15 protein-coding genes are annotated in these 19,984 nt (G+C 65.3%); 9 read left to right on the plus strand and 6 right to left on the minus strand.

The genetic code is table 11. The features are described 5' to 3' along the window. Positions 1-26: 26 nt before the first annotated feature. From GXP39_09390 to GXP39_09420, 7 genes are all read left to right on the plus strand, one after another. The gene (locus GXP39_09390) at positions 27-2,612 is read left to right on the plus strand and encodes a hypothetical protein (protein NOZ28250.1); all 2,586 of its coding nucleotides are present in this window, start codon (positions 27-29) and stop codon (positions 2,610-2,612) included. A gap of 17 nt (positions 2,613-2,629) precedes the next feature. Next, positions 2,630-5,764, plus strand: a complete 3,135-nt coding sequence (locus GXP39_09395; protein ID NOZ28251.1) for a hypothetical protein — start codon at positions 2,630-2,632, stop codon at positions 5,762-5,764. Positions 5,765-6,043: 279 nt separating this feature from the next. Next, a complete protein-coding gene (locus GXP39_09400; protein NOZ28252.1) occupies positions 6,044-6,652 on the plus strand; it encodes a Crp/Fnr family transcriptional regulator in 609 nt (202 codons plus the stop codon). Between the two features lie 9 nt (positions 6,653-6,661). After that, positions 6,662-7,444: a hypothetical protein gene (locus GXP39_09405; GenBank protein NOZ28253.1), complete on the plus strand. Its 783-nt coding sequence runs from the start codon at positions 6,662-6,664 to the stop codon at positions 7,442-7,444. Between the two features lie 7 nt (positions 7,445-7,451). Next, positions 7,452-8,309 (plus strand): hypothetical protein, encoded by an 858-nt coding sequence (locus tag GXP39_09410; GenBank protein NOZ28254.1) that lies wholly within the window; start codon positions 7,452-7,454, stop codon positions 8,307-8,309. Positions 8,310-8,315: 6 nt separating this feature from the next. Then, complete coding sequence (locus GXP39_09415; GenBank protein ID NOZ28255.1) at positions 8,316-8,777, plus strand: D-tyrosyl-tRNA(Tyr) deacylase; 462 nt, start codon at positions 8,316-8,318, stop codon at positions 8,775-8,777. Positions 8,778-8,800: 23 nt separating this feature from the next. Beyond that, positions 8,801-9,403, plus strand: coding sequence for a hypothetical protein (locus GXP39_09420; GenBank protein ID NOZ28256.1), 603 nt, complete (start codon positions 8,801-8,803; stop codon positions 9,401-9,403). Positions 9,404-9,503: 100 nt separating this feature from the next. Here the strand turns inward: GXP39_09420 and GXP39_09425 are convergent, their stop codons facing one another. The 4 genes from GXP39_09425 to GXP39_09440 form a co-directional block, all read right to left on the minus strand. Then, positions 9,504-10,745, minus strand: a complete 1,242-nt coding sequence (locus GXP39_09425; protein NOZ28257.1) for a hypothetical protein — start codon at positions 10,743-10,745, stop codon at positions 9,504-9,506. 29 nt (positions 10,746-10,774) lie between these two features. Then, entirely contained in the window at positions 10,775-11,695 is a 921-nt protein-coding gene (locus tag GXP39_09430; GenBank protein NOZ28258.1) for a DMT family transporter, read from the minus strand. Between the two features lie 15 nt (positions 11,696-11,710). Next, on the minus strand, positions 11,711-13,789 hold the full coding sequence (locus GXP39_09435) for a putative cobaltochelatase (protein NOZ28259.1): 2,079 nt from the start codon (positions 13,787-13,789) through the stop codon (positions 11,711-11,713). A gap of 411 nt (positions 13,790-14,200) precedes the next feature. Next, positions 14,201-14,983 carry a trehalose utilization protein ThuA gene (locus GXP39_09440; GenBank protein ID NOZ28260.1) on the minus strand — a complete coding sequence of 261 codons (783 nt, stop codon included), beginning with the start codon at positions 14,981-14,983 and terminating at the stop codon, positions 14,201-14,203. A gap of 144 nt (positions 14,984-15,127) precedes the next feature. On the opposite strand from GXP39_09440, the gene GXP39_09445 reads away from it, so the two are divergent. Continuing rightward, positions 15,128-16,579 (plus strand): 4Fe-4S dicluster domain-containing protein, encoded by a 1,452-nt coding sequence (locus tag GXP39_09445; GenBank protein NOZ28261.1) that lies wholly within the window; start codon positions 15,128-15,130, stop codon positions 16,577-16,579. A gap of 413 nt (positions 16,580-16,992) precedes the next feature. After that, entirely contained in the window at positions 16,993-17,499 is a 507-nt protein-coding gene (locus GXP39_09450; GenBank protein ID NOZ28262.1) for a DJ-1/PfpI family protein, read from the plus strand. 91 nt (positions 17,500-17,590) lie between these two features. Here GXP39_09450 and GXP39_09455 read toward each other — a convergent pair whose 3' ends face one another. Together GXP39_09455 and GXP39_09460 are read right to left on the minus strand one after the other, a co-directional pair. Beyond that, the gene (locus GXP39_09455; protein ID NOZ28263.1) at positions 17,591-19,024 is read right to left on the minus strand and encodes a DUF4139 domain-containing protein; all 1,434 of its coding nucleotides are present in this window, start codon (positions 19,022-19,024) and stop codon (positions 17,591-17,593) included. Positions 19,025-19,119: 95 nt separating this feature from the next. Then, on the minus strand, positions 19,120-19,893 hold the full coding sequence (locus GXP39_09460) for a class I SAM-dependent methyltransferase (GenBank protein ID NOZ28264.1): 774 nt from the start codon (positions 19,891-19,893) through the stop codon (positions 19,120-19,122). Positions 19,894-19,984: the final 91 nt, after the last annotated feature.

The following is a 19,984-nucleotide window of genomic DNA, read 5'->3' on the forward strand; positions in this document are numbered from 1 at the left end:
TAGGGGAGTGTCCTATGGCAGGACTTATGCGCATTTCATCAAACGGTGATCGATCCTCCAAACCCACGCTTCGCCCCACGTTGGTGCTGGGGTTAGGGGGCACGGGCGTCGACGTGTTGCGCTTCTTCAAGCGACGCCTGCGTGAGGCGTGGGGGCTCGGGCCGGCGGAGGAGATCCCGGGCATCATCCAGCTTTTGGGCGTCGATACCATGCCCTGGGCGAATCTGCCCGGCCAGGAGTACCTCCATCGCCACGAGTACGCCTATATCGGCGGTTACAATGCCACTCAGGTCCTGCGTCATCTGGACAACCATCCCGCCATCAAGGCGTGGTGGAACTGGCCGCCGGAGATGGTGCCGCTGGGGCAGATCCACAGCGGCGCCCGGCAGATCCGCTGCGTCGGGCGGCTATCCTTCTTCCGCCGCTATCGCACCTTCTGGAGCCATCTGGAGCCCAAGCTGAGCCGCATGGCCGCCGTGGCCACCATCGAGGAGACGGAGAACCGGGGCTATCCGGTCATCCGGGAGGGCGGGATTCGCCACATCTACATCGTGACCTCCCTCTGCGGCGGCACCGGAAGCGGCATCTTCCTGGACGTCGCCCACAAGATCCGTCACCTGTTCGGCGAGCAGGCCATCATCACGGGCATCCTGGGCATGCCGTCGATCTTCATTGAGGAACTGGACAGCGATTTGCAGAAGCGTCGGATCCAGGCCAACGCCTACGCCGCCTTGAAGGAGCTGGACGCCTTCCAGAGTGGCCACGACTTCACCGTCCAGTATCCCGGCGAGGACCCGATCACGGTCAGCCGCCCCTTCGATCGCATCTACCTGATTGAGCGGCGGAACATCGCGGGTGAGGTCCTGGACACCCTGGACGACGTCAAGCAGATGATGGCCCACCAGATCTTCCTGGAGACGGTCTCCCACATCGGGTCTCGGATCTGGTCCTACGATGTGAACATCTCCCAGGAGCGCCACCGTGACGGGACCAGCATGTTGGCCTACAGCTCCTTCGCCACCTCCGCTCTGGTGGTGCCCAAGGAGCGCATGTTGGAGTATTGCGCGCTGAAGTACGCGGAGCGCTTGCTGGACCTCGGCCTGCTGCGGGAGTTGGAGCCCGAGGACAAGAATGCCCTGATGGCCGAAGCCCAGTCCGTGATCACCTTCGTGCAGGATACGATCATGGGGCGCAAGCAGCGGCCGGCCACCACGACCGCCCCCGCGGCGTCCGATGTGGAGGAGGAGGTCTTCGAGGAGGAGGACGACTTCGAGTCCTTTGAGGAGGAGGAAGAGGAAGAGGAGGAGTGGGAGCACGAGGGGCGGCCGGCGCCGACGCTGTGGAATGAGGCCGCCTACGATCGGCTGCTGCAGGACCTGCGTGACCTGCTGCACCAGATCGTCCGGCACTACGGGCTGCGAGGGGTTCATTTCTTCGTGGACACGCTGCATCAGTCGCTGGTGGCCCAGCGTGAGCAGGCGCGTGAGGACGAGGACAACCTGACCCGCCGTATCGAGGCCCTGGAGGTGAACCTGGCCCGGGTGCGTGATCCCTTCATCGTCAACCTCCTCAACTTCTGGCCCTTTGACATGCTCTTCGTGGACAACCTCAAGCGGGCGACCCGCCGGGAGCGCGCCGTGCTGGGCGAGCAGATGACGCGCCTCACCCGGGCTCGCAGCCGGGTGCAGGCGATGCACGGCGTGTGGGATCAGCTCATCCCCGTCCTGGAGGAGCTGCGCTGGGAGGTCGAGAATCGGATCGGCGATGTGGAGGCCGCGCGGGAGAAAGGGATCGTCGAGCCCCTAGGGCTCTTCTTCCGGCTGGGCGGCCGCGCCACGTGGGAGAACGCGTACGCGTTGACCAGCGAGGCCGTGGACGATCGCTACATCGCCAACGAGTTCGAGCGGCGCAACTGGGATCGCGTCCTGCGCCATCGCCTCAGCGATTCGCTGAATCACCTGGCGGAGGATCCGGTCCTCTTCCGGGTGGAGGTGGAGATCAGCGAGCAGCGGATGTTCGGGGAGACGGTGTATGCCAAGTCGCTCAAGCTGCTCTCGCACCTGCCCGACAATGAGGATCAGCCGCTGACCTGGTTTGATATCCGCGATCGGCTTCTGCGCCACAGCCGCTACGAGGTGGTGGACGTATCGATCCAGGATGAGGAGTTCCACTTCGCCCGCATCCTGGCCACGAATCGATCACTGCTCCAGGAGCGGGTCAAACAGCTATTCGCTCGTTGTCATCCCTTCTGGCGTTACGATCTGGATCGCGGCGGGCTGGATGAGCAGGATCTGGAGCACACTATCCTGGTGGGCGTGGATGACGCCATCCGTCACATGAAGCTGTATGACGATCTGCTCCGGGATTACAGCGAGTACGAGCGCGTATCTACCGGCGATCCCCTCCGTATCGAGGCGTGTAAGATCAGCCACGGCCTGCCGATCATGTACGTCGAGAACATCGAGACGTTGCAGCGCCACTACCAGGAGTTCATCACACGCAGCCCGGTCCATCTCCAGATGGACTGGCAGAACCTGCCCGAGATCGTCTTGGCCGATGCCGTGACCCATCCGGCGCGCGAGGCTTCTGGGCGCCGTTCGAGGCTGGCGTAGGTCAAGGGGGAGAGACCATGGGGGCGGCTGGAAGCAACCGGGCAGCGCTCATCGGCCTGGGGGGATGGGGATGTCGCGTGTTGGCGCATCTCTGGCCTCGTTTGCGCCAGGCGGACGAGCGTCGGGCGCTGGTGACATCGAATCTCACCCCGATCCACTACACGGTGAGCTTCGCCCTCGTGATGCCGGATGATGACCATCAGCTTACCATCGCCCGGCCTCGCCCGGGCCGTTGGGATACCCCCGAGTTCTCCGAGACGCCCTGGCACGCCCTGTCCGACCTCTCGCGCGGCGGTCAGCGGCATAGCCGCGCCTGGCGTGAGGAGACGTATCGGCGGCTTCAGGACGCCATTGATGTGTTGGAGGCGCACCTTCCGCCGGAGGGGAACGCCGGCGTCGGCCGGATGGCCATGCTCCGCACCCTGATCGCCCACGAGTCGGCCATCGCCCAGCAGCTGGTCTGGATCATGGACCAGGCGCGTATCGATCGGGGTGAGCCCACGGCCGAGATCGCCAAGCTCACGATCTACATCCTGGCCTCGTTGGCTGAGGACATCGCCTCCGTGCTGATCTGGCCGCTGGCGGCGATGATCCGTCAGGCGGTGGGCACCTATACCCCCATCGAGGTGGTCGGGCTCCTCCAGGCGGACTCCTTCGCCTCGTCACCGGAGCGCTTCTATGAGTTGGCCGGCGTGCACTTGGCCCTGCACGAGATGGCCGTCCTGGAATCCTCCGACCCTGAACAGCAGGATGCGGTGCGGGCGTCCCTGCCGCGCGGTCAATGGCTGGAGGCGTTGGGGACGCACCCTCTGGATTATCGATATCTGATCAGCCGTGAGAAGATCGGGGGCACCACGGCCGAGGGCGAGGGCGAGATCATCACCATGATCGGGAATGCCCTGGAGGCCTTCCTGCTCTCCGATGTCGATCGCTGCCTCAGCGAGCGGTTGGCGCCGGATCTGCCTGCGCTGCACGAGCGGAACGGTTATAGCAGCCTGGGTGCCGCCTCCGTCTACGTGCCGGTGGACCAGATGCGCGCCCGCAGCCGGGATCAGGTGCGCCTGCGGGTATTACGCGATCACTTCCTGACCCCTCTGGTGCCCGAGCAGGCGCGGCAGGTGGAGGAGCTGGCCCATACCCTGGGGCGTGACCTGCTCTCCGTTGTGCGGCTGGAGCAGGCTTTGATCGGCAGCGGCCCCATTGAGCTGGATAAGGACACGTGGCATCCGCTTTCCGATGACGTGGGGCCCTTCGTGCCCGTGCGCCTGCGAGAGAGTGAGTTGCAGCCGCCCCTCAGCGGAACGGAGGGGCTGGGCCCCGTCGCCCGGTTGGAGTTCATCCAGCAGCACTTCGATCAGCTGGAGGGGGCTCGCCTGCCACGTTGGCGGCAGGAGCTCCTGGTGCGAGCCGGGGTGATCCCAACGCCGGACGCCGAGGATCTGGCGGACGCCCGGGAGGAACCCGAGCAGCCGTCGGAGGCCCAGGCGGATGCGTCGGAATCCTTCGCTGAGGCGCCGTCTCCCGGACAGACGGCGGTCCACCATCTGCTGGATCAGGTGGATCGCTTCCTGCTGGGGCTTGTGCGAGAGGGAGGGCGTGGTGGGCTGCGCATGGCGATCCACTGTGCGGAGCGGGTCGCCGAGCTGGTCCAACAGGACAGCGTGGGGCTTTCGGCGCAGCGCAGTCAGATGGCTATCCCGCCCGCGCTGCGCAACCTGAGCACCTCGACCGAGGTCAACCGATTGACCCGCCTGATGGAGAGCTGGAGTCAGGTTCAGAGCCACCCGGGGTGGGTCTTCCTGATCTCGTTGGTCCTCAGCCTGGTGGCGGGCACGGCCGCCGCGCGGGCCAACGGCATGGGGCCCGGAGAGCTGCAGGCGGCGGGCCTGGTGTGGCTGGTTGTCAGCGCCGTGGTCTTGGGCGTGATCGTGGGGGCCAGCGTCCTGGTGTTGGCTCGGAATCAGCTGGATCGGCTGACGAATCGGCTCATGCGGGCCAAGGCCGCCGTTATCAACCGCCAGCTGAACGACCTGGTATATGAGCTGACCGTGAACGCGCACGCCGCCTTGCACGAGCAGATCCTGGCGCGCGTGGGCTATCTACAACGTACACTGGCCGAGTTGGAACGGGAGCAGGCGCAACTGGCCGCCGCGCTCGCCCGCCCGATGACGGCGGAGTCCTCCTTCGTGCGCTCAGCCATCCTCGATAGCGCCATCTACGATGGCATCTGGGCCAGGGCGCAGCGCTGGATCAGCGGCGATATCGCCCCGCGGCTGTGGACCAACGGCAACGGGCCGCCCGACGAACTGCTGGCTGCCTGGCGGGATACGCTGGAGGGAGTGGCCGCCGAGCCCACGCTGGCGCAGCTGGGCCAGCGGCCGGCGTTGAGTTATACGGACGAGACGGGGGCTCGAACACCGCTCGCGGAGGCGATCTCGGGGGCGGTGGCTCGCTACGCGGCCATGGTCTCTCAGCCCTATCTGCCCCCAGGTGCCAGTGTGGAGTCTTCCCTGATGCGCTTGGCAGGGCCGCATGATGGTGAGGGGAAGCACGTCGACGCTGGATGGCAGCTGGATGACCTTTGCGTCCGGGCCCGCCCCTTCATCGGGCTGGAGGAGACGGAGCATGACATCGGTGCGGTGGTGAGCATCGATCTGGCTGCCGTGCCGTATACCATGAGCCAGTGGCTCGGCCGGGAGACGGGGGCCGCGCTGCACGTGCATCCCGTTCCCTCCTCGGACCCCTTCTCCATCATTGTGGTGCGCACGTTGCATGGCCTGTTGCGGGATCACCTGCCTCAACTGCGGCGTTATGCGACGGCCTTCCAGGGGCTCAACGCCGAGGAACGCAGCCGGTTGATCGTCAGCCCCATCCTGGCGGGCGAGCCCCCCGCGCCGGAAGATGAGGGACAAGAGGTCCTGGTAGATGAGGAAGTCGAGCCCGCACCGGCCGGCGAGGGGGAACCCTCCCCTGAAGGGGATGCGACGGATGGGGAGGACTCCTCGGAGATGGACCAGGCGGCCGACGAGGCTGAGCCTGTGATGACGGATGAGGAGCCCACCTCCGCGGAGGCCAGCGAGGAGGAACCCACGGAGCCAGGCCGGGCGGCGAGCGAAGCCGAGCCGGAGCCCACCTCCTCCTCGCACGCGTGAGGCCCGGATCCCCGTCTGTTTCTTCCTTTTCTGCTTTCCCCCTGGTGGAGTACCCAAACACAAATGGCGAAAAAGTCATGGGATGGGGCATTAAGTTGCTCCGGGCCAACCGCCATGGTATAATCCCCCCCGATTAGGCCGACCTAGCGGCGCCAATCCCATTTGCGCTCGCGACCGGGGGAGGGAATGGATAAGCTTCAGTTCAACATGGTACAGATCGTGAAATCTGTACCATTATTTCTGTCGCTGACCGAAAGGGATTGGGAAGATGTTGCGCATATGCTGGTCGGTCGATGCTACCCGAAAGACGCCTACATCATCCACGCAGGCGACCCCCCGGACGCTCTGTATATCGTTTGGATCGGCCAGGTCAAGATCTTGCGCCACTCCGAGGAGGGACGGGACATCGTCCTGGACGTGATCGGGCCGGGGCACATGTTCGGCGAGATGGCCGTCTTCGATGGGATGCCGTACAGCGCCAGTGCCCAGGCCATGGAGGATGTGGCCGTCGTCTCCATCTCTCGCCCTGACTTCTTCCGCCTGTTGGAGCAGTACCCGGGCGTGTCCCTGGCCGTGATCAGCGAGCTCAGCCGCCGCCTGCGCAACGCCAGCGATCTGGTGCACAGCCTGGCTGTGGAGCGGGTGGAGCGTCGTATCGCCCGCATGTTGCTCAAGCTGGCGGCCTCCAGCGCCCGATACAAGGACAACGGCCTGGTGATCGATCTTCCCCTCACACGTCAGGACATCGCCGACATGACCGGAACCACCGTGGAGACGGCGATTCGCGTGATGAGCCGGTTCCGCAAGGAGGGGCTCATCACCACTGAGCGCGGCCGCGTGGTCGTCCTCGACCCGGAAGGATTGCGTGCGGTCGCCGAGGAGCGCTGAGGCCGCGTGGTGAAGACCTGGCAGTGCTTCGTGGAGGGGTTGCAGGCGCTCGGCCCCGGCTTTCTGCTTCACCTCCGATGTCCTACACTCCCTCATGACCTTGGCTCCCCCGGCCAGTTCTTCCTGGTGCGATGTACTCCCCTTCCTGATGTGTGGGATCCCTATCTGCGTCGCGCCTTGTTCCCCGTCCTGATCGAGCCCGGGCGTTTGGCTTTGTGGTTGGCGGACGCGAAGGATCGCGGGGTGGCATGGCTGGTGGCGCGGCCGGAGGGCGCGCGGCTGGATCTGCTGGGGCCTGGCGGCCATGGGTTTTCGCTGCCTCCCTCGCCCGGGCGAGTGCTGATCCTGGCGCAGGATGAGGGGATCGGGCCGGTGTGGCCGCTCATCACGCGGGCGCTATCGGCGGGACATCAAGTGGCGCTGGCGTTGGGCGTGACGCAGAAGGATCGTGTGATCCCCCCCGATCTGCTACCAGTGGAGATCGAATATCGGCTGGCCACCCTGGATGGCTCGGTGGGACGGCGCGGCGATGTCCTCGCCTTGCTGGGGGGCCTGGAGGGATGGCCGGATCATATCTGCGCCGCGCTGCCGCGAGCGCAATGGTCGCGATTGCGCTCCTGGATCGAGGGATGGCATCCCGCTTTGCAGCCTGGCTTCGTCCAGGTGCTGGCCGAACCGGATATCTTTTGCGGCACTGGCGCCTGCCTGGCCTGCGTGGTCGAGCGACGCGATGGGCGGCTCACACGGGCGTGCGTACACGGCCCGGTCATGGACCTGATCGACCTGGCCTGAGGCGGGAATGGCGATGATTGAACTGGCTCCCCATCACAAGATGGGCCTGGCGCTGCGATCCCCGTTGATCCTGGCCGTGGGGATGATCGGCTATGGGGATGCGGTCCCGCGTGCGCTGGATCTGGGCTGCTGTGGGGCCTGGGTGACCGGGCCCATTGGGCTGAGATCGCGCGGGGGGGTCCCTCCGCCGCGCTTGGCCGAGGTGCGCGGCGGCGTCCCTCCGCCGCGCTTGGCCGAGGTGCGCGGCGGCGTCGTGCTGGCGGAGACGGGGCAGAACCCGGGCGTGGATCAGGTGATCCGCCGCCACAGCGCCGCATGGGAGCGGTGGGAGGTTCCCGTCATCGCCCGGCTCTGGGGCGCTCCGGAGGAGCAGGCAGCCGTTGCGCAGCGGCTAGAGGGGGCGGGAGGTGTGGCCGCGTTGGAGCTGGCACCGGATGATCGCCTGGGTCCTGAGGCCGCCGCCGATCTGGTGGAGGCCGTGCGCGGGGCCTGCGAGATCCCTCTGCTGGCCGTCCTGCCCTTGGCTTCCAACGTGGTCGATTGGGCCGTCGCCTGTGTCGAGGCCGGCGCGGATGCCCTGGTCGTGGGGAGGGCGCCGCGAGCGTTGGGGATCGCCCGGGATGCGCAGCCGGTGCGCGGCCGACTGTACGGCCCGGCGGTGGCCGCGTTATCCATGGCCGCGCTGGAGGCGGTCGCCCTGGCCGATCTGGGAGTGCCCCTGGTCGGCTCAGGGGGCGTTCACCACGTGAGCGATGTGCACGCTTTCCTGCGGTTGGGCGCGATGGCCGTTCAGATCGACACGGCCGTCTGGGTGGATCCGACCCTGTTGGAGCGGATCGGCAAAGCTTTGGAGGACATTGGGTGAGGGGAGATGAGAGCCGTTGTACAGCGAGTCAGTGAGGCGTCCGTTGTGGTGGATGGGGAGGTCATCAGCTCCATTGGGTGTGGCTTCCTGATCCTGCTGGGGATCACCCATAGCGATGGCGAGGAGGAGGCTGCCTATCTCGCCCGCAAGATCGCCGGGTTGCGGCTCTTTGAGGACGCGCAGGGGAAGATGAATCTGTCCCTGATCGACGTCGGCGGCGAGGCGCTGGTGGTCTCTCAGTTCACGCTGTACGGTGATGCTCGCAAGGGGCGTCGGCCCAGCTTCACCGCCGCAGCCCGGCCGGAGCACGCGGAGCCGCTGGTGCGGCGCTTTGTGGAGCATCTGCAGGCAGCCGGGGTTCCCACGCAGACGGGGCGATTCCAGGCCCACATGGCCGTTCATCTGTGTAATGATGGGCCGGTCACGTTAATTCTGGATACGGCGCAGATGCGCCCTTCGTCTTCATGATGCGAGAGGGGATTGACGGGCTTATGAACGGATATACCTCAATTCAGCCGGGACAGGAGAACGTCGATCTGGTCGTCCTGCAAGCCATGGCGAAGCGGTTGGACGACTATCTCTCCCGGGATAAGGTTTATCAGCCTATCGCCGTGGAGACCTCCAGGGGCACGCAGTGGCCCACCATGTCCATCGGGGCGATGTTGGCTCGCCTGAGCCGCCTGCATGCCCTGGACGATCGTCTGACGCCGGAGCAGCGGCGCATCCGGGAGCAGGTGGAGAGCGAAATGGAACGGGCGCGGCGCTGGTATCCGGAGGCCTATCGAGCCCACGCGATCCGGGAGATCTCCAGCCTGGTCAATTCCTGGCGGTGGTTCCTGGACGACTGTCAGACGGATATCGAGAAGTGCGCCGACACATATCCCGCGGAGGCGCGCACCCGCACGACGATCCAATTGCTCATCGATCACATCGGGAGCGATCAAGTGCCTGCGGAGCTATTGGATCAGGTGTGGGCTCTGGACGATCGCCTGCGCAGGCGATTTCGGGAGGGGGACTTCATCTGGCCCGCCGAGCTGGCCGCCGTATTTCCCAAGGACCGGTTCTGGTGGCTCTACGGCACCCCGGCGATGTGAGGCGGGGAAGGGGCGAACTCGCCTGTAAGGGACAGCAAAAGGGCCCGGACTGATAACGTCCGGGCCCTTTTGCCGTCCGGAGATGAGATGCGTTGGGATTCTATTCCGCCTCGTCGCCCTCGTCGGAGGAGGGTTCTGGGCCCTCTGGCTCCTCATCAGGGGAAGGGGCGGTCTCCTCCGCTGTTTGGTCGGGGGAGGCCTCCGGCTCCTCTGCCGCCTCTGCCTCGCCGGCGGGCGCCGGCTCTCCCTCCACCGCGAAGAACTTCCGCAGCTCTCGCTTCAGGTCCTCGTTGGATACGAGCTCGTCGAACTCATCCCACAGGTCGACAGGCAGCCGGGCCCAGGGGCCGAACGTCTGTCGATGCGTGCGCAGCGCCAGGTCCAGGTTCGCCTGGGCGCCCCCCAGGCTGTCGGAGATGGCCCAGGCCAGCGCGGCTACGGCATACACCCAGTCCGTGGCATATCCCTGCTGGGTCAGGTCGTTGAGGAAATTCAGCGCCGTCCGGGCGTTGCCGAGCCGGATCTGCGCCAGCGCCCACGCCTCCCTGCCGACCTGATATTCATGGGGCGACTCCTGCGCCACGCGCTGCCAGGATCGCCTTGCCCGGGCCTCACGCCCCTGGCGGTGGGATACCAGGCCATGGTAATAGCCTTTCAGCAGCGGGTTCTCCTCCTGTTCGAGGTACGCCAGCGCATTGGAGTAGTCCCCGGCGGTGATGAACATTCGGTACACCGACTCCACGGTGTACCGGTAGTAGGGATCGTGCTCTCGCGCTTCCTTCCAGGCTTGCGCCGCCTCCAGGTACTCGCCACGCTCGCGCAGCAGGCGGAAGCGGATCCAGTGCGCCAGTCCCCGCTCTTCCTCGTTGCGCGCTCGGCGGGAGGCCTCATCCAGGGCGGACTCCGCCTCATCCAGACGGCCTAATTCCAGGAGCCGCGCGGACAGCTCCACCTGGGGCCAGAAGTCCTCCGGGGCCTCCTTCGCCATCTGGCGCAACTCCTCCAACCCCTCCTCGATCTCCCCGGCGTAGATGCGCTCCGTGGCCGCCCGCCGCCGCCAGACCTCGGGCTCATCCGGATCCAATTCGGCCACCTGTTGACATATGGCCCAGGCGTAAGTGTGATCCCCCATCCAGTCCAACACCATATGGAGCTCGTCGGCGGCGGTGATCAGGTAGTCCAGCAGTTGTTCGTCTCGTGTTTCCGTCCCGGATAGCACCATGTTGATCCGCTCGATGATCCGGCTGTACAGCCAGACGGCGAGATCTGCCTGGCCCATCGACCGGGCCTGGCGGGCCTTCTCCAGCAGATCCTCATAGCTTCCTTGAATGCGCATCTTCATCGGTCGCTCCTCGGTGGTCTCCTGATGTCCTACAGCTCCTGCGCCAGTCGGCGCCGTCCGCTCATGCCCCTCCAGAACAGATCCCCCAATTCGGCCGCCAGCATGCCCAACAGGATCAGCGCGCTGCCCACGAGGGCCTGTCCCGTCAGCCTCTCGCCGATGAGGATGCGGCTGGACACGACCGCGAAGACGGGTTCCAGGGAGAAGATGAGTGCCGTATGCGTTGGGCTGGTAAAGCGCTGGGCGAAGGTTTGGGCCGCGAAGGCGAATGACGTCGCCAGCACGCCGGTGAACGCGAAGGCGAAAATGGTCTGCCCCCCTATGGCTGGCCAGGGGCGCTCCCACAGGAGGGAGACGATCAGGCTCAGCACGGCGACGGTGGCGATCTGCACCAGCGCCAGGCGCATCGCCGGCTGGCCCGGCGCGAAAGCGGCCGTCAGGATCACCTGGGCGGCGAAGCTCACCGCGCACCCCAACACGAGCAGGTCGCCTAGGCCGGTGCTCGCATCCCCGTCAAAGGAGAGTAGAGCCAGCCCGATGGTCGCCAGAGAGACCCCGGCGATGGCGGTGCGCGAGGGTGGGCGTCGCAGGAACCAGGCGGACCCTATGGGCACCAGCACTACGGAGAGCCCGGTGATGAATCCGGCCCTGGCTGGGGTGGTGAGGCGCAACCCCAGCGTTTGAAGGCCATATCCGGCGAAGAGGGCCAATCCCATCAGGCTGCCCTGCAGGATCAGCCGCCGGTCAGGTCGCCGGTGGGGGGCTTCCCTCCAGGCCAGCGGCAGCAGGACCACCGCCGCCAGGCCGAAACGCAGGCTCAGGAAGGCGAAGACCGGGAAGTCGGTGACGGCGTCCTTGACCAGCACAAACGTCGCGCCCCAGATGGCGACCACGACCAGCAGGGTCAGATCGGCCGCGAGCTGGCGGCGCGATGCGGCGCGGGAGACCATGGAGGCCATCATGGGTCAGTCCTGATGGCCGAGATCGGGCCAGGAGAACAACTCATCACGGACGGTCCGGACCAAGGATTCCGCTCCTAGTTCGGGTAGGGTGTAGCAGGGGGCGCCCATGGCGTCGGCCAGCTTCTGAGCCAGGCCCCGGTCAAAGGCTACGTGTTCCATGTTGATGACCACGCTGCGCAGGTGGGCCTGGCGCAGCAGGTCTGCCACGCGCAGCGCTTCCTCCTGCGCGGGGAGGCCGGCGATCGAGACGTTCCCGGCGCCGTCGGTGAGCAGGATGATCAACGGCACGATCTCGGTGTCGCGACGCTTGGCGGCCATGCACACCCGGTAGGCCAGCAGCAGCCCGCTGGACAGGGGCGTCTTCCCGCCGACGGGGATGTCTCGCAGGGCGCGTTGGGCGAGCTCCACGCTGGATGTCGGCGGCAGCACGATGCGCGCCCGGTCCCGCTGGAACACGATCAGGCCTACCTGATCGCGCCGCTGGTAGGCGTCCATGAGCAGCGACATGATCGCCCCTTTGGTGGCCTCCATGCGCTCGGCCGCCGCCATGGACCACGACGCGTCCACGACGAAAAGGATCAGGTTCGCCGCCCTGCGGACCCGGATCTTGCGCTGCAGGTCCTCCTTGTGCACCAGCAGCGCAAGGTCGCTGTCCTCGATCTCGCGGCGGCGCTTCTGGAAGGGAGCTGCTTGACGGAGCGTCGCGTCAAAGGCGATGTCGTCCACGCGATCGCCCGCCGGCCTGGCGCGCACATAGCGCCCGCGCTTGCGCTCCGTGCGGGTGATCGAGCGCTTGCCCGCCTTGCGGCGCGTCAGACGGTCGAGCGGGGTGTCCAGGCGCTGAGGCTGAAAGGTTGGGCCGATCTGAACCGGGCGCTGGATGCCCCGGTCGCTGCCTGAGGAGGCGGCGTTCTGGCTGGCGTCGTGGACGGGAGACGGCGAGGAGGGGATATCCTCCGCGTCGCCTTCCTGCGCCTCACCGCTCATCTCATTTTTTTTTACATCTGCGGCGGTCGATTCCGCCTCGCTTGTATCGCCCTCATGTTGCTCGGCGCGGGCGCGCGCCTCCTCCAACCTTTGGTGGAGCTGGTGAAACTCCAGGGATGTCTCCTCGAACGGCTGTCGTTTCAGGCGGTGCGGCAGCGCCAGCTCGGCGGCCAGCAGGATATCGCGATCCGTGATGGCCAGCCGTCCCTCGAACGCGGCGTGGGCCCGCGCCGTCTTCAGGATGACGATATCCGCCCGGTGGCCGTCCACATGCAGCTCGGCGGTGAGCTGGGCGATGGTGTACAGATCTCGCTTGGTGTAGGTGACCATGTCCAGCCGTTCGCGAGCGCGAGCGATCTCCCGAGAGAGCTTCTCCTCCTCCGCGCGCCACGCCTCCCGGAAGCCCTCCGGGTCCTGCTCAAACTGGATGCGGCGCTCCAGGATCTGGACGCGCTGCTCCGCGTCCATCAGCCCGTGGATATCCACGGAGAGGGCGAAGCGATCCAGTAGCTGCGGCCGCAGATCGCCCTCTTCCGGATTCATGCTCCCCACCAGGACGAAGCGCGCCGGGTGGGAGAAGCTGATCCCCTCTCGCTCGACCACGTTGACACCCATGGCGGCCGAGTCCAGCAGCAGATCCACCACGTGGTCATCCAACAGGTTGACCTCGTCCACGTACAGGACGCCTCGGTTGGCCGCGGCCAGCACGCCGGGCTCGAAGTGGCGTTCCCCTCGTTGGATCGCTTTCTCGATGTCCAGCGTGCCGACGACGCGGTCCTCCGTCGCGCTGACCGGCAGATCGACGAAACGGGTGCGCCGCCGGGCCACGGGGAGCTCCTCCCCGCGCTCCAGGCGGGCCCTGCATTCGTCGCAGAAGGTGTCCGGTCGGTTGGGATCGCATTGGAAGCGGCAATCCGCCACCACCTCGATCTCGGGTAGCAGGGCCGCCAGCGCGCGGGCGGCCGTGGACTTGGCCGTGCCGCGCTCGCCCCGGATCAGCACGCCCCCGATTTGGGGGTGGATCGCGTTCAGGATGAGCGCACGCTTCATGCGCTCCTGGCCGACAATCGCTGTAAATGGGAAGATAGACGCCATCTCTCTCACGCCTCACACCAACATACGATCAAAAGCGGCCGTCTCGGCCGCTTCTCTGCCTGGGCCACTCATCCCTTTCTGAATGACTCGGTCGATTATACCCTACATGCGCAAAGGTGCAAAGTCTTCTCTTCCTTCCAAGGGTGATTGCGCCCGAAACGGGAGGATCAGAGCGTGCCTGAGAGATCCCGTTGCTCCTGCTACGGGGAGACCCGGATCGGAAGAAGCCTTTCTTTCGCCTCTGGACTGCCCGGCCTCGGCCCAGGTCCCTGCGGGGAGGGCCGAGAGGACAGGTACAGCCTGGGAGAGTGGGGTTTCCGTGGAGAAGGATTCCCTCACATCTCCCCCTATGGAGCATGCCGCTGAGGGCTCCCCCCAGATCCCTTGCCGGTGAATTTTTCAGATACGCTCTCAGATCTGCTCCAACGGTTTGACGTTGCCGAAGGTGGGCGCGGGGCCGCGCGGCGAGGCCGCCCAGCGAACGGCGTTTCCGATCACCCGCTGGACTTCCGGCTGATGATAGATGGGCAGGGTCTCATGTCCCGGGCGGAAGTAGAAGATCTTCCCCCGGCCGCGGTGGAAGCAGCAGCCGCTTCGGAATACTTCACCGCCCTGGAACCAGCTGATGAACACCAGCTGGTCGGGTTGTGGGATGTCAAAGCGCTCGCCATACATCTCCGTCTGGGGGATCTCGATATACTCTCCTAGCCCCTCCGCGATGGGGTGACTGGGATCGACCACCCATATACGCTCGCGCTCGTTCGCCTCCCGCCATCGGAGGTTGCACGTCGTCCCCATCAGCCGCTTGAAGATCTTGGAGAAATGGGCGGAGTGCAGCACGATCAGGCCCATGCCGTCCAGGACGCGAGCGTGCACCCGGTCGACCACGGCGTCGCTGACCTCCCGATGGGCCATGTGCCCCCACCAGATGAGCACATCGGTGGCAGCCAACACCTCCTCCGTTAGCCCGTGTTCCGGCTCGTCCAGCGTGGCCGTCCGCACCTCGATGCCGGGCAGGGTGCGCAGGTGGGCGGCGATGGCCCCGTGGATGCCCTGGGGATAGATCCGGGCGATCTCCTCGCTCTTGCGCTCGTGGCGATACTCGTTCCAGACGGTGACGCGAATGGTGTGTTCCACGGAATACCCCTCCCTGACTTGATGATCGCTTGATGATCGTAGGAAACCGGGGCACATGGATTCGGTGGGAATGCCCCCTCGCCTCGCAGTATACCACCAATCCATAGCCGTGGCACGCCGCCAGAAGCACGACCGGAAGCGCTGTCTTGGATGGGAAATCGCCCTCTTTGTGGTAAAATACGGGTGCCGCCGCATGGTGTTGTGCGATCGCTACGCCCGTTCATCGCGGGGACGCCCCCGGCGCTTGTGGACAGCGGACATCACCCTATCGAGGACGACATGCACTGGCTCGACATCCTGACCCTGGTTACGGCCGGGGGGCTCTTCCTCGGCCTGGCCTTTTTCGCCATCACCTCGTGGCGAGAGGGCGAACGACGCGCTGCCCGCCGGGCGGCGTGGCTGGCCCTTCTGCTTCCCCTGCCCTATCTTTTGGCCGCCTTCTTTCCCTTTGCGGCGCAACGTTGGGTGCAGATCGCCCTGCTGGCGCTGTGCTACGGCGGCTTGGGGTTCCTCCTGATCCCGCTGGGCAACCCGCACCCTGAATCCGGGGAGCCGGCTGCTCGCGTGGATGAGCGGGACATCATCTTCGCCCGCATGCGGCTGCGCCCCGACACCTCGGAGTACAGGGCCTACTACGCCATGCGCCCGGAGAACCAACGCGTGGACGATCAGCTGCGCGCTCGGCCCGGGCTCCTCTCGCCGGGCTCTCGCCTCTATGATCCGTTGGCGATGCCTGCTGCCGGGGCCAGCTTTCAGGTGATCGATCATCTGCGCTCGTGCGCGGACGGCCTGGTGACGGAGGAGCGTCTGCCCGTCTCCGCGGAGGAGATGACCCCCCTCATCAAAGGGCTGACCCGATACTGGGGAGCCCACAGCGTGGGGATCGCGGAGCTACGGGATTACCACGTGTATACGCATATCGGACGCGGCGAGGGGCCTTATGGCGCTCCCATCGAGCTCGATCATCGGTATGCCATCGCCTTCACGGTGGAGATGGATCATCGGATGGTGAGCGCGGCCCCCACGGCGGCCACCACCATGGAGTCGGCCCGGCAGTATCTGGAGGCGGCGCGAGTGGCTTTGCAGCTAGCCGCGTACATCCGTGCGCTCGGATATCCAGCGCGGGCGCATATCGATGGGAACTATCGGGTCATCGCGCCGCTGGTGGCGTGGGACGCGGGGTTGGGCGAGATCGGCCGCATGGGGTTGCTGATGACGCCGGACCTGGGGCCGCGTGTGCGCGTGAACGTGGTCACTACGGACCTGCCCCTGATCCCTGACGCCCGACGAAGGGATCCGACGGTGTTGGATTTCTGTGCGCAATGCCGGAAGTGCGCGGAGAACTGCCCCAGTCGAGCGATCCCCATGGGGGATCCGATACCGGAGGGGGACCTGGAGCGTTGGAAGATCGACCCCGTGGCCTGCTTCCGCTATTGGGCGACGGTGGGCACCGACTGCGCCGTCTGCATGCGGGTCTGTCCGTACTCTCACCCGGATACCTTCGCCCACAGCTTAGTGCGCATGAGCCTCCGATGGTCCCGGCCGGCCCGGATCGTGGCCCTGGCGCTGGATGACTTCTTCTATGGGCGGCGTCCGCCGCCGCACGGCCCGCCCGACTGGCTGCCCGCCCATCCGTCGGCGAAGGGCCGTTAAGCGGCGGTGGCTTGAGAAATGCCATTGCTTCTGCTGTGGGGAGCCTCTCTGGAAAAAGCCCTTCTTCCGCCTTCGACCTGCCCGGCCTCAGCCCAGGTCTCTGTGGAAAGAGCCGAGAAAGGCAGGTGCAGGACGGAAAAGCGGGTTTCCCGTGGAGGGGACTTCCCCTCCACACCTCTCCCTGTGGAGCTGGTAACTGAGGGAGCCCCTCAGACACGCTCTTGGTGGCTTCGTGGTGTGTGTTTCAGACACATTCTCATCGGGTAACCCTATCATTGAGATTGCCCTTCCTGCTCGCTTGGCAAACCTCTCACCTTAAGTACAATAGAAGATGTGATCTCAGGAGCGGGCTTCGTCCTGTTCGGCCCCGATCGCTCTTTTCCAGCCAATCTCGTTTGGGAGGTGGTTCTACCATGGCGTCCAAGAAGATCCTGGTCGTGCTGCCCCCTCGAGGCTTCGATGAGAACGAGTACTTCACCCTGAAGCGCACATGTGAGGGACGGGGGCACAAGGTGTTCGTGGCTTCCATTGCCTCTGGCAAGGTGGAGTCCAGCAGTGGCTTTTCGGTGCCGGTGGATGTCAGGTTGCACGAGGTGAAGACGTATCAGTACGACGCCGTCGTCTTCCTGGGAGGTGAGGGCGCCCATATCTACTTCGACGATCCCCAGGCGCGCAAGCTGGCCTCTGACGTCAAGTACAAGACCATTGGCGCCACGGGCAACGCGGCCGTGCTGCTCTCCCAGGCCGGCGTTTTGGAGAAGAAGAAGGTGACCGCTCCCTATGAGTACGCGGAGTGGGTCGTGCGGGGCGGCGCCTCATACACGGGACGCCCGCTGGAGGTCGACGAGAAGTTGATCACGGCGCAGGGTCCCACCCTGGCCGAACCGTTTGCCAACGCGCTCATCAAGGCGATTGAGTGATCGTCAGAAAAAAGCGAGCCCCTCTCCCAGGAGAGGGGCTCATGCGTTTGTGTCCGCCCTGTGGCCATGCCTCCCTTATGCGGGAGGGTTTTCACCAGCGATACAGGACCGTATAGGTCACCTTTTGCTCGCCGTTGGCCGGGATGGCCACGCTCCACCTGATCGTCTGGGCATCCAGCTTGACATACTCCGCCGGGCTGGCCTCCACGATCTCCCACTCCGACCAGCGCTGTAGGTGCTCGATCACCTGGACTTCTACATCCTCGCTCTTGTGGTTGCGCAGGGTGATCTCGAAGCTCTCCTGCAGGGCTCGATCGCCCAACTTCTTGAAGTCGGTCTGTCGGCGCTCGCCGACGATGTCGAAAGCGTTGCCCAGCCGGAGACGTACCTGCTCGCCCTTGGGAGTGTGGTCGATCGTGTCCTCGCCCACCAGCAGAGGGGCGCCGTCCACATCGGCTTTGTACACCCGCACGATGCCGCGTGGTAGCTCGCTGTCCAGATTCGATTCCGGACCGGTGGTGAACTCCAGCATGACGGCGACCTTGGTGTCACCATAGGTGCCGAATCCCGGATCCGTGATGGGCTGGCTGGGGCGGTAGTATCCCCCCGGCGAGCTCTCGTACACGAACACCTTCTGCACCGGGATGTCCGTTCCCTGCACGAACTCGATCTGCTTCGTCTGGTTGTCCTTGACCGTGACCGGCCGCTTCACCTCGTACAGGTGATACTCGAAGAAGGGGCGCGCCTCGACCTGCGGGGCCTCCGCCGGGCGGGCCATGGCGACCTCTCGCTTCACCGCCCGTTGGAATTGCTCGACGACGTTGACGTCTCCCGCCACCAGCTTCAGCCGGGCGTCCTTGTACGTGGCCCCGCTGCGGTTGTCCAGCGTGACCCATCCGTTCAGATCCATGCGGGTCTCATCGGCGGCCAGCAGGATCACGTAATCAGCCCGCCAGGAGATCCCACGCGTCAGATAGGTGATCTCCACGTCGTGGGTGCCCGCCGTGCTGGCGTCCACCAGCCACACCAGGGTCGGCCGGGTGATCAGGCCCTCCGGCAGCGCGGGGAAGGAGAAGGTGCGGATCTGATCCCTCTGCAACACGGTTACGCCACCGTCCTCCCCTTGCAGGATCAGGTCCCCGGCCCCGCTCAGGAGGCGCCCCGTGTAGGTGCTCCCATCCTGCATCACCACCTCGATGGGCTGATCGATGTACTTCTCCAGCAATCGGCTGGAGCCCACCAGGTCGTACTCGAAGTTTTGCTCCAGCACGGTGGTCCCGGCGGGGTCGGTCAGCGAACGGAAGTGTACGCTGGTAGGGTCGATCTGTGCCGCCACGTCACTGATGGCGACCTGATTCAACCCCTCCTGTAAGGTCAGCGTTCGTGGATCCCGCACCAGGGCCAGCCCCTGATTATAAACGGTGAGCTCGGGCGATCGCTCCCCCGCTTGCACCTGCAGCAGGCCGCCCATCAATGTCAGCAGGGCCAGCAATCCGAAGGTGATCCATAACCGCATGCGTTTCATCTCGTACTCTCCCTTCCGGCCGTAGGTTGGAGTCTGGCTGTCTTTTTGTCCGCCTCATAGACGCTCCTGGCGGAATCGATGTTCCCACCCAACCCCTATGAATCGCCCTCTCGTCGTCGAGCGACGAAGATCATACGTTCTGATTCGGATTCGAACGGATCCAGATCCCAGGACCCGTAGATCGCCTCGATGGCGTATCCCGCCTTGTCCAGCAGAAGCTCCATCTCAAAGCGTCCCAGATAACGCATGATGAACGGCGCCAGGGTGCGTCGCACGGCGCCGTCTGGGGATACCTCATCGTAAATGAAGTGCACGTGGATCTGTTGCTCGGCGAAGTCCACCTGCTGCGTCTGCTGCTTGACGATCGTGACCCCTCCCTCGGCGTGATCCCAGATGTGTTGGACGATCAGCTGCCTGTCTCTCTCGGCCAGTCGCTCCGGATACGGAGGGAAGAGGTCGATGATCAGCAGGCCGCCCGGCCGCAGATGATGGCGCCAGCAGCGCAGGGCCGCCAGCTGTTCCGCCTGCGTCTTCAGATGCATGAAGGAGTTCAGCGCGCAGAGGGCCATGTGGAACCGTTGATCGAGCGTGAACTCCTGCATCTCCGCCCGAATCAAGGAAACGCGATCCTGGACCCCTGCAGCCTCCGCCTTGCTCCGGGCGATATTCAGCATGGCCTCGGAGATGTCGATGCCGGTCACCTGAAACCCGGCCCTGGCCAGAGGGATCAACAGGCGGCCGGTGCCGCATGCCAGCTCCAGGATCGGGCTGCCCGCTCGTTCTGCAAAGCCCCGGTACATGGGGATGTCGGCGTCGAACTCGCCGTATTCGTAGTCATAGAAGCGGGCAAAGCGGTCGAAGTCGATCATGGTGTGTCGTCCTGATATAGGTTTACAAAGAAAGGGGGAGTTTGCTAACATAGTCGTATACTAACACGTCCACACCAAGGAGATCAGGATG

This window comes from Chloroflexota bacterium (genome assembly GCA_013152435.1).
GTDB lineage: Bacteria > Chloroflexota > Anaerolineae > DUEN01 > DUEN01 > DUEN01.